The sequence below is a fragment of the Psychrobacter nivimaris genome, from assembly GCF_009812035.1.
GTDB lineage: Bacteria > Pseudomonadota > Gammaproteobacteria > Pseudomonadales > Moraxellaceae > Psychrobacter > Psychrobacter nivimaris.
Genome location: NZ_VZIZ01000018.1, coordinates 34,134 through 45,642, shown reverse-complemented (window position 1 = coordinate 45,642; position 11,509 = coordinate 34,134). Strand labels below are relative to the sequence as shown.

The window sequence follows — 11,509 nt, the reverse complement described above, 5'->3', positions numbered from 1 at the left end:
GCGTACAGCCAATCTTAGGGGCAATGGCTTGAATCGCTGACCATGTGGAGGGATAGTCGCCCAACGCTTCTATCAGCATGCGAACGGCGCGTTCTTTAATCTCAGGAGTGTAGGTTTGTTTTTTCATTGTCGTATTCTCTCAGAATGTTGAGTCTCCGACAATCCCGGGGCGGTTCAAACTTTTAATATTAATAATTACCTAGCTAAGTCTGCTCTATCTTTTGTAAGAGTTGATGAAATTACTAACAATGATGTTAGAGAATTGCGTAATACTTTAGAATTCAGCTACGATAATCAAGGTAATGTTACAAAAGTTGTTGATAGCTCAATCGATTATGGAAGTGTTCGAGCTGTTACCTATAGCTATGATAATCAAAAAAATATTATTAAACAGACAACTAATGACGAACCATCTGTTATCGATATTGAAGTTTCTTATAATAATTTAGGCTTAGCGACTAGTGCTACAGAAACATATGAAGGGTTTAGAGCTAACGTTCAGAATGTTACTAATAAAGCTGAATATAATAATGCAGGATACTTAACTAAAACTCTAGTAGATGTTAGTCAAAATGGAAAAATCAACCAAGAGATTACTTACAGCTATGAAGGAAGCGTCCCACTAAAGTTTAATATGCCAACATTTATAGATTTTGGATTATCTAATAATAGAGCTCCTACTGCGACTAGTTTATTGAATAAAGTGAATACTAGATATACCGCAGATATGATTAAAGAGTCTTATTATGACTAACTACATATCTGAGATTGTTATGTCTATAAAGAGTTTACTGTAATTTAAGCATAAACTAAATTTTTAGTTTATAAGAGAGCCGTTAGAGTAATCTAATAGCTCTTTTTAGTTGTACACCAAGTTTGATGAGCGGTTTGATGAGCGAGATATTAAATGAGCAATAATTATACAGTCGATGACAATAGCATTGCTTCAAATCCCGGTAATACGGAGCTAAATAAATGGGTATGGTTTTGTCATAATAAAATGTTCGTAAGCTTATTGACACTATTTCTAATTTGCTCATTATTAGCTACGATGGTCATTGATGTTATGTATTTCTTAGTTACTGTTATTGCAGTAGTGATGAACCTTTATTACTGGGTAAATAAAAAGGAGCATTTTCTAAGTGGAGATTCAAATGGAGGTATTGTTGTAGATACTTATCCTACTCTCATTGCAGTTAATACAAGTTTAACTAAAGGTTACGGTCATTTCCCAGTAGTCAAAATAATGAAATGTACTTCATTAAAAAATGTGTCTGTTGGCGATAGAGTACCAACAGTTGCGCTCTATACTGCCTCAACTAATGACGATTTAGCACATTGGCTAGACTTCAACCCTATTCCTTTATCTTACGCAACTAATGATGCAAAGACAGTAAAGTTAGCTATGCAAAGTTATTCGAACGAACAGTGGGAGCAGTTGGAAAAATATTTATTAGAATTAGAGAAGCCATATAAACCAGGTTTATATCAGGTGGATAAAGAACAGAGTAATTGGAATGAGCAACTGAATGACTCTCTAAGTATTTTAAGTAGTATTGAACTTGAAGGAGGAGGTGGACGAATTAATCTAATGAAGATTGTAATTAGCGTAATGGTATTTATAGCTATTTTATATGGGCTAAAGATTTTCATTTGACAGGTATCAACCTAATGAGTTATTTCTCGAGAAATCTACCATGTCTCTAAAATCCTCCTTTAAAGGTTTCCTAGGTGAAACCGTCATCAATGTTGCCATGTGGCTAAAGCTTGAAAAAGACGTCTACCACCGATTAAACGGTATTACCTTGCCACGAGCCAATGGTGGCAGTACCCAAATCGATCATATCATCGTCTCTGTGTACGGCATCTTTGTGATTGAGACCAAAAACTATAAAGGCTGGATATATGGTAGCGAGAACCAAAGACAGTGGACACAAGTTTTCCAAAATGGAAGTAAATTCAAATTCCAAAATCCATTGCGTCAAAACTACTTGCACATTAAGACGCTCTCAGATTTATTAGGATTAGAGCTGAGCTACTTTCATTCGATGATTGCCTTCATCGGTGAGTGTGAGCTGAAAACGCGTGACGAGTTGCCTGAACATGTATTGACAGGTGGTATGGTCTCGTATGTAAAGAAGAAGCAAGATAAGATACTCACTGAAGATGAGGTCGCATCTATCGTTGAGCAGATTAATAGCAATAGATTTAGCAAGTCTTGGCGCACCAACAGAGAGCATAAAGCCTATCTAAAAGACAAGCATAGTAATCCAAGCCAGAATACAAATAAACAGCCTAGCGGTAACGCTAATGATAAACCAATTGTTAAAGTGGCTAATAGGCCTATACTAGAGCCGATAGTAAAAGAGACCGCTAAACGAGCTATTCTAAAAAGTAGAGAAGTGCATCGATGGTCTGGTCAGACTGAAATTGAATCTAGCGAGTTACCAATTGATAGTATGGACACTCAGCAGGCAATCACTCAGTATACAGTTACATCGCACAATATCGCTGATAAGGTTTTTCTTACGCCGTTTGAGGTTGTAGAGCCTGAACTAGCAGCGAGTTCTTCTGCGACAATTGAGGTGATAGACCATACAGCTGATGTGATTCAAATACCAATCTGTCCAAGGTGTAACGGTGAGATGATCAAGCGTGTGGCAAAAAAAGGCCTGAATCAAGGTCAGACCTTTTTTGGTTGTAGCAACTTTCCTAAGTGCCGCGGTGTGGTTAATATTGATTAGTCGTTAATCATCTTAACCTTAATCATTTTAACCTTAGTCACCTTAACCATATATCTCTTCTAAACGTAAACAAGCTACCAATCGACCGTCCCATTCGCGCAGTTGTGGCTCTACTTCGCTGCATTGCTGCTTGGCATAGGGGCAGCGTTTATGTAGGGCGCAGCCACTTGGTGGATTAAGCGGACTTGGCAGCTCACCTTGTAGGGTCAAATCATTTTTATGACCATTTACCGTTGGGGCAGCAGCTAGTAACGCGATGGTGTAAGGATGTTTTGGCGCATTATAAATCGCTTCTTTGGGGCCGTGCTCAACAGCTTGACCCAAATACATCACCATCACATCATCAGCGACGTGGCGCACGACGGATAGATTGTGCGAGATAAAGACGTAAGCGGTGCGATATTCATCCTGCAAATCCATAAATAGATTTAAGACTTGCGCCTGAATGGAGACATCGAGTGCGGAAGTTGGCTCATCAGCGACGACGATTTTAGGGTTGAGCATCATCGCGCGGGCGAGAGCAATCCGTTGGCGCTGACCACCCGAAAACATATGCGGATAACGACCAGCATGTTCGGGACGTAGACCAACGTTTCTCATCATCTCGTTGATTTTGTCACGCTTTTCTTCTTTAGACAATTTGGTATGGATATCCAATGGCTCAGTCAACTGATAGCCGATAGTATGGCGTGGGTTCAAGCTGCCATAAGGGTTTTGGAATACCATTTGAATTTCGGTACGTAAATCTTTGAGCGCCTTTCTACTATAGCCAGTGGTGCCTTCATCGTTGATAAATAGCTCACCGTGTGTAGGCGCTTCGATCAGCGTCAGCTGGCGGGCAAGAGTTGATTTACCGCAGCCTGACTCACCAACGACGGCCAATGTCTTGCCAGCTTCAAGCTCGAATGAGATACCATTGAGCGCTTTCACGTACGCTTTTGCTTTGCCCAGACCTTGTGATACTGGGTAGTGCTTGTGTAGGTTGTCTGCTTTTAAGACCACTTTGTTACTCATACTTGGGACTCCAAAGTAGCAGCGTGAGAGGGGCGAGAGGTAATATCAGAATCAATACAGCGCACCTTGCCATTAGGCGTATCTAAGATAGGTGGCGGAACTTCGCAAGCAGGTTCTTTATACGGGCAACGTGGAGACAACAAGCAACCAGCTGGCCTGTCATATTGACTTGGCACAACCCCTGGTAAGCTGTTTAACCGATCTTGACCGATGGCTAATTCAGGGATTGCTTGTAGCAATGCTTCAGTATAAGGATGTGCAGGCTTTTGAAAAATCTCTGGCACGGTACTGGTTTCGACCACTTGTCCAGCATACATGACCGCGACATCACGCGAGTTTTGTGCGACCAGTCCCAAGTCGTGGGTGATTAATACCATGGCCATTTGTTTTTCGCGTTGTAATCGGCTCAGCAAGTCCATGATTTGCGCTTGTACCGTGACATCCAGAGCCGTGGTAGGTTCATCTGCGATAAGTAGTTTTGGCTCACAAGCAATGGCCATCGCAATCATGACTCGTTGACTCATACCGCCTGATAGTTGATGCGGATAGACTTTGAGACGGTTTTTAGCATCGGGCATCTCGACCAATTCTAGCAGCTCTAAGATACGCGCTTGTACTGCTGCGCCTCGTAAACCAAGATGCTTGCGTAGTACTTCGCCCAATTGCATCTCAACGGTGAAGCTTGGATTTAGGCAAGACATCGCATTTTGAAAAATCATAGAGATGTCTTTGCCAATGATGCCGCGCTTCTCTTTGGCTGGCATGCTAAGCATATCTTTGTTATCAAACACCACTCGCTGTGCGCGGACTGTTGCAGAGGGTGGCAACAGTCCCATCAGTGCCATCATAGTGACGGATTTGCCTGAGCCAGATTCACCAACGACGGCGATGACCTCACCTTGTGTAATCTTTAACGACACATCATCGACTGCACGAAAGGCGCGTATCCCTTGACCGAAAGTAACTGAAAGATTTTTGATATCTAATAACAAGGGTGATTCTTTTTTTGATGCGCCATTCATAGAGGTATGGTTGATAGGCGTTTTAATTAATGGATCAGTCATGTTAGGTCACCTGCTTTAATTTGGGATCTAGTGCATCGCGTAAGCCATCACCAGTCAAGTTAATCGACAGGGCAGCCAAGAAAATAGCGACACCCGGCCAAATAGCGAGCCAAACATTACTTTGAATATATTGACGTGCCGTACCTAGCATCGCGCCCCATTCGGCATCAGGTGGCTGTACGCCAAAGCCTAAGAAACCAATCGCACCCGCTTCTAAAATAGCAGACGAGAAAATCATCGTTGCCTGTACGATAAGCGGTGCCATACAGTTGGGCAAAATAGTAATGAACAACAATCTGAGCACGCCAGCGCCCATCACTTGTGAGGCAATAAAATACTCACGTTGTAGCTCTACCATTGCTGTGGCACGAGTCAGACGAATAAAAGGCGGTGTACAGACCAGTGCGATCGTAATAATCGTATTGGTCATAGATGGCCCTAAGATAGCGGCAATGATAATCGCCAATAGCAAGCTCGGATATGACATCAGAATATCATTGACCAACATGACCGCCTTGCCCCAGACCTTTGGCCAAAATGCTGCACTCAGACCTAAAGAAATACCAACCAACATCGCCAGAGTCGTTGCGCTTAGACCGATAAATAATGAATAACGCGCGCCATACATCACTCGAGACAATGTATCTCGGCCTGCATCATCAGTGCCTAGCCAAAACATCGCATTGCCGCCATCTAAAAAGGCAGGTGGCAATTGCTCTTGACCGGTGAACAGCTCGTAAGGATCGTGAGGCGCAATAGCAGGCGCAAGTATGGCAACAAGTACCATTAATGCCAGTACGAAAAAACCAATCACGGCGCCTTTGTTTCGGCAGAACGTCGATAAAAATAGCTGCCAAGATGACGGCGGTGTGGCGGCCATCAGATTGACATCAGAGGGGAGAACAGAAGGCTTCATGAGCATTTCCTATAGTGGCTAGCGCATTGGATTTGTTTGGACTTCCTTCCTAACAATTATTAGAAATCTGCCAAAAATCTTTAGAACCATGCAAGCGCTAATCATCACTATTTATAATGTGAGTATTTATCAATGTTGAATTAAGAAGTATGGCGAATACGTGGATTGATCAGACCATACAAAATATCAATAAATAAACTAACCAAAATCAGAGCGGTGGCGACCAATAAAATACCATTTTGTACAATAGGGTAGTCACGAGTGAAAAACCCATCGAGTAGCCAATTACCAACGCCTGGCCAACTAAAGATAGTCTCGGTAATAATGGCACCTGCGAGTAATGTCGCCATCTGTAGGCCAACGACCGTAACCACAGTAATCAAGGCATTACGCATTACGTGGACTAGTATTACTCGGCGCGGAGATAAGCCTTTGGCTCGTGCTGTACGCACATAATCTTCATCTAACACCTCTAGCATCGCAGAGCGTGTCATCCGTGCAATCATCGCTAACGGAATGGTCGATAGAGCAATAGAAGGTAGGATAAAGTGTTTGACCACGTTCCAAAACGCGCCAGGTTCTCCTGAGCTTAGTGAGCCAAGTAACCATGAACCATACAGTGGCTGTACATCTAAAAACTGTGCGACAGATATCACACCAGCGACGGGCAGTAGACCTAAATAATGAGCGAAGATACCAGTCAGGATGGGACCTAGTAAATAGATGGGCATAGAGTAACCTGCCAACGCGCCTGACATTAGGGTGTAATCAATCCATGTACCACGGCGCAGGGCAGCAAAGATGCCTAAGCTGACACCAATGACACTAGCGATGACAATAGCGCATAATGCTAACTCTAAAGTAGGAACAAAATGGGCAAAGAAGTCTTGTAATACGGGCGTACGAGTACGAAAGGATTGACCGAAATCACCTGTTAGGATGCCAGTCAAATAATCCCAATACTGGGCAACGAGTGGTTTGTCTAATCCTAGCCTTTCTAGGGCACGAGCATGTAGCTCTGGATCGACCATACGCTCACCCATCATAATCTCGACCGCATCTCCAGGTACGAGACGAATCAGAGTAAAAGTCGATAGCGTTAGGCCAAGATAGACGGGTATTAAAATGGCAATACGACGCAGAATATAAAGTAGCATGGGCTGCTCAATAGTTGTGGTTCAATGATTAGAGTATTAGCGATGATCAAGAGATCCGTGACAAAGCGCTTAATTCATATTGTTCATATCATTCATATAAGTGCGGCTGGAGCAGAGTATCTGACCCAGCCGCACTTATATGAATGAATAAAATGAATAAAATGAATAAAATTAATAAAATGAATAAAATTAATAAAATGAATAAAATTAATAAAATGAATAAAATTAATAAAATGAATAAATTGCTTATGTTGTAACGGAATTAATCAGTCAAGGCTATTCAACTTTTACACCATCGAAGCGTATTGAGCCAAGTGGGCTAATTTTATAATCGACCACGTTTGGTGCGGTGAATACGGTCACTACCGAGTGTGCCATTGTTGTCCAAGGAAGCTGCTCTTTGAATATCTGCTGAGCTTGTTCATATTCACTCACACGCTCATCTTGATTGTTAATCTGACGGGCATTGGTCACCAAATTATCGAAGTCTTTATTACACCAGCGCGAGTAGTTGTTACCACCGACCGCGTCACAAGATAATAACGAACCGAGCCAGTTGTCTGGATCACCATTGTCACCAGTCCAGCCTGCTAGAATGACATCAGGCTCACCTTTAGCAGCGCGTTTTAGGTACTCGCCCCATTCATAAGTCACAAGCTTGGTATCGACGCCAATCTTCGCCCAATCTGCTTGTAGCATTTCAGCCATTAGCTTGGCATTTGGGTTGTACGGACGCTGAACTGGCATATACCATAGATTGATAGAAAGGTTATCCGCGCCAGCTTCTTTGATCAGTGCTTTTGCCTTTTCGACGTCGTAAGGCGCATCTTTAAGTGACTCGTCATAGCCCCACTGCGTTGGCGGCAGTGGATTGGTCGCTTTGAGGCCTTCGCTCTGATAAACCGCATTGATAATAGCGTCTTTGTTGATCGCCATATCTAATGCTTGACGCACTTTAAGATCGCTCAGTTGAGGTTTTTCTACGTTATAACCGACATAGCCAACGTTGAAGCCAGGCTGATCGAGAACAGTGGCTTTACCTGATTTTTTGACAGATTCGATTTCGGCAGGTTTTGGATAGGCTGACACATGACATTCGCCAGCTTGCACTTTCTGTGCACGAACTGCTGAGTCTTTAGTGATGACAAACACTAAGTTGTCGATATAAATGTCGTCTTTATTCCAATAGTCTGGGTTTTTGGTATAACGAATTTGCGCGTCTTTTTGATAAGAAGTAAAGACAAAAGGTCCAGTACCGACGGGCTTAGTATTGATATCAGCAGCATTGCCAGAGGCTAGTAATTGATCTGCGTACTCAGCAGAACCAATATAAGCAAAAGGCATCGCTAGGTTCTGTAAGAATGGTGCATTGGTTTCGCTAAGAGTGATTTTTACCGTATAGTCGTCAACTTTTTCGATATTAGAGATAATATCAGGTAGTCCCATACCGACCGAATATGGGAATTCAGCAGGATAAGCTTTGTTAAATTCAAAGTCTGGGTCAGTGATACGTTCTAGCGTGAAGACAATGTCATCCGCGTTGAAATCGCGTGTCGGAGTGAAGTAGTCAGTTGTACCGAATTTAACCCCTTTGCGTAGATTAAAGGTATAAGTCTTGCCGTCTTCGCTAATATCCCAACTTTCAGCAAGTCCTGGCTGAATCTCGGTTTCCGCTCTTTTGAATTCTACCAAGCCATTGTAAATAGGGAAGGCACTCGCATCAAAATCCGTACCTGAAGTATATTGCGCTGGATCGAATCCAGCAGGGCTACCTTCTGAGCAATAGAGCAATGTTTTGGCGGCTTTGGCATCTGAGCTAGCAGCAGAGTCATCCGTAGTTTTGTTGTCTCCACTACAGGCGGTGATACCTAAGACAAACGTCGCCAACATTGTAAGTTTGAAGAGTGATTTTTGCATTATTACATCCTATGTAATGGTAGGTAGGTACTCATGTATCCATATGTTCGTACTCGAGCATGAATACGATGAGAAAGCGTTTAGTGACCTCTAAAGTATCTATCTATGCAGTATTTTATATATACAAAATAAAACATATTAAATGTTGTTATAACTTTAAATTATATAGATAGAAACTAAAAATATAAGTAAGTCGTTCGAATATACTCTCTTAATCTGTGGTAATGCAAGCGATAAATAGACTAATTTTGATAAAAAATGCACGGTTTTACCGTATTTAGCACCAATAAGATATTAAATACTAGATTCTACGGCTTTATGTTTATTTATTCTAAGTAGCAAAGAGACACGCTTTTAAATCGCTAACTAGTTACAATTTTACTCATTGTTAACAATTAGAAATAATAAAGTTATGTCTCTTTAAAGCAATCAACTATAAGCCGTTTTTCCAATGCAGCATTAAACAGGGCTATGATTCGCTTTAATGAGATCGGCTATTTTTTCGGCAATCATAATAGTTGGCGCATTGGTATTGGCGCTAATAAGCGTTGGCATCACTGAAGCGTCGATAACTCGCAATCCGCTCACACCTCGTACCTTCAATTCCAAATCGACCACAGAGCTGTCATCTGAGCCCATGCGGCAAGTACCTACTGGATGATAGATGGTATCTGACTTATTGCGGATATAGCCGAGCATGCCGTCTTTTTCGAGGTAAGGGGCGGGGTAGTCTTCAGTGATGTACTTAGCGAGTGAAGACTCTTGCATGATGGCTCGAGTACGCTCGGCACCGGCTACCATATACTCTACGTCTTTTGGATGCGACAGATAGTTTGGATCGATTAAGACGGCATCGGAAGGGTCGGCTGAGTCTAATCTGACAGTACCTCGACTTTCAGGTCGTAAGTAGCAACTGTGACAAGAAACAGCGAAGCCGCGTCTTAGATCGCGGCCATGCTCGATCACGCGTGAGATGACAAAGTGCAGCTGTGTGTTTGGCCACTCTTTTGGGTCATCACCGACGCTAAAGAACGCACCTGCTTCTGCATAGTTGGTAGACAGTAACCCTGTACCGTCTTTTCTCCACTGCCGAATACTTTTGGTCAATGTCGAAATAGATGCCATGCCAATACCGATGACATCAGTAGTATTGACCTCGTAATCAAAGACAACATCTAAGTGATCTTGCAAATTACCACCGACTTCAGGTGCATCTACTATCACATCAATACTATGAGACCGCAAATGCTCTGCAGGGCCAATACCTGAGAGCATCAGAACTTTGGGTGAACCAAACGCACCACCTGATAGTAGGACTTCATGACGCGCCGTGACAGTATGTTCGACACCGTCTTTTTCGTAGACGACGCCTGTCGCTTGATTGTCTTCGATAATGACGCGGTTAGCCTGCGCATGAGTGATAACCGTCAGGTTGGTGCGATTTTGTACGGGATGCAGATAGGCGGCCGCGGCAGAGCAACGCTGGCCTTGTTTTTCACCATGGAAATGAGTGACTTGATACAACCCTGTACCGTCTTGCTTTTCGCTATTAAAGTCAGGGTTGTGATCTAGACCATTGGCAATCGCAGCTTCTACGAATGCTTTGGAGATGTCTCGTGGACTGAGTAGGTCGCTAACATGCAGCGGCCCGCTATCACCATGTAGATCATCGCTACCACGAATATTATTTTCAGCTTTGATAAAGTAAGGCAATACATCGTCAAATCCCCAGCCAGTACAGCCTTTCTCTACCCAGCGCTCATAATCTAGCTTACTACCGCGCGTATAGATCATGGCATTGATAGCTGATGAGCCGCCCAGACATTGTCCACGCGGCTGAAAACCTTTACGGTTATTAAGGTGCTCCTGCGGGGTAGTATGAAAGCACCAATTGTTCAGTTTGAGCGGTTTGCCAGGAACCATCAGAATTAGTCCAGCAGGTACGCGTACTGCTAGATCTTTACCATCACCGCCGTACTCTAATAAACAGACACTGATATCTGGGTTTTCAGTGAGACGGCTGGCGAGCACGCAACCTGCTGATCCACCACCGACGATGACATAGTCAAATGTTGTGTCAAATTCCATTTCATATTCCTTATAGCATCCATGCTAATTAAAATAGGGTACGCTTTACAGTAACTATTATTCTGCTGAAATAATAAAATAAAAATGACTCTGCGGTATCTGTTTGCGCCGATATCGTAGGACAAGCGAAGACTGTTATATTCGGTACATTATGTAAAATTAATGCTACTTAATTTTGCATCGAACGACCTTATATCGCACAGATTTCTGAGCGTACGATAAAGCGTTTGCCTTCAGGGATTTCTAACGAAAAGCTCGCACCGCGCCCATTGACGACATCAATGGTGAGATCGGTATGCTGCCATAAATTGTACTGTGCCTTGCCCATATAAAATGGACAGCCAGCAAGCTCACCAACCAACACATCCTGACCACCCACTTTGAACTCTCCTAATGGATAGCACATGGGCGAGCTACCATCGCAGCAGCCACCTGATTGATGAAACATCAGCTCACCGTGCTTGGATTTCAATAGCTTAATTAACACTTTACAAGACTCTGTTGCCGTAATTTGCATAATGATTTCCTTATCTTTAGAGAATCTTAATGTAATCCATAGTTTTATTGAGTAAGAATGCAAAAGTCGCATCTTTTTCTTTCACATCATTT

10 protein-coding genes and 1 pseudogene are annotated in these 11,509 nt (G+C 42.8%); 3 read left to right on the top strand and 8 right to left on the bottom strand.

What is annotated here, in order from left to right; genetic code table 11:
- A pseudogene (locus FQV37_RS08145) lies at window positions 1-127 on the bottom strand (IS3 family transposase); the annotation flags it as partial.
- 135 nt (window positions 128-262) lie between these two features.
- Between FQV37_RS08145 and FQV37_RS08140 the strand changes: the two are divergent.
- From FQV37_RS08140 to FQV37_RS08130, 3 genes are all read left to right on the top strand, one after another.
- The gene (locus FQV37_RS08140; protein ID WP_160022249.1) at window positions 263-754 is read left to right on the top strand and encodes a hypothetical protein; all 492 of its coding nucleotides are present in this window, start codon (window positions 263-265) and stop codon (window positions 752-754) included.
- Between the two features lie 153 nt (window positions 755-907).
- The gene (locus FQV37_RS08135) at window positions 908-1,657 is read left to right on the top strand and encodes a DUF3239 domain-containing protein (RefSeq protein ID WP_160022247.1); all 750 of its coding nucleotides are present in this window, start codon (window positions 908-910) and stop codon (window positions 1,655-1,657) included.
- A gap of 40 nt (window positions 1,658-1,697) precedes the next feature.
- Complete coding sequence (locus FQV37_RS08130; RefSeq protein WP_160022245.1) at window positions 1,698-2,744, top strand: NERD domain-containing protein; 1,047 nt, start codon at window positions 1,698-1,700, stop codon at window positions 2,742-2,744.
- A 42-nt stretch (window positions 2,745-2,786) separates the two neighbouring features.
- Here the strand turns inward: FQV37_RS08130 and FQV37_RS08125 are convergent, their stop codons facing one another.
- The 7 genes from FQV37_RS08125 to FQV37_RS08095 form a co-directional block, all read right to left on the bottom strand.
- On the bottom strand, window positions 2,787-3,758 hold the full coding sequence (locus FQV37_RS08125; RefSeq protein ID WP_160022243.1) for a peptide ABC transporter ATP-binding protein: 972 nt from the start codon (window positions 3,756-3,758) through the stop codon (window positions 2,787-2,789).
- Window positions 3,755-4,822 (bottom strand): ABC transporter ATP-binding protein, encoded by a 1,068-nt coding sequence (locus FQV37_RS08120; protein ID WP_205962071.1) that lies wholly within the window; start codon window positions 4,820-4,822, stop codon window positions 3,755-3,757. Before FQV37_RS08120 ends, FQV37_RS08125 begins: the two co-directional genes overlap by 4 nt.
- Before the next feature lies 1 nt (window position 4,823).
- Window positions 4,824-5,738, bottom strand: a complete 915-nt coding sequence (locus FQV37_RS08115; protein ID WP_160022241.1) for an ABC transporter permease — start codon at window positions 5,736-5,738, stop codon at window positions 4,824-4,826.
- Between the two features lie 140 nt (window positions 5,739-5,878).
- A complete protein-coding gene (locus FQV37_RS08110) occupies window positions 5,879-6,895 on the bottom strand; it encodes an ABC transporter permease (protein WP_057761126.1) in 1,017 nt (338 codons plus the stop codon).
- A 276-nt stretch (window positions 6,896-7,171) separates the two neighbouring features.
- Complete coding sequence (locus FQV37_RS08105; protein WP_160022239.1) at window positions 7,172-8,812, bottom strand: ABC transporter substrate-binding protein; 1,641 nt, start codon at window positions 8,810-8,812, stop codon at window positions 7,172-7,174.
- A gap of 459 nt (window positions 8,813-9,271) precedes the next feature.
- Window positions 9,272-10,900 carry a GMC family oxidoreductase gene (locus tag FQV37_RS08100; protein WP_160022237.1) on the bottom strand — a complete coding sequence of 543 codons (1,629 nt, stop codon included), beginning with the start codon at window positions 10,898-10,900 and terminating at the stop codon, window positions 9,272-9,274.
- A 190-nt stretch (window positions 10,901-11,090) separates the two neighbouring features.
- Window positions 11,091-11,417 (bottom strand): DUF779 domain-containing protein, encoded by a 327-nt coding sequence (locus FQV37_RS08095; protein ID WP_160022235.1) that lies wholly within the window; start codon window positions 11,415-11,417, stop codon window positions 11,091-11,093.
- Window positions 11,418-11,509: the final 92 nt, after the last annotated feature.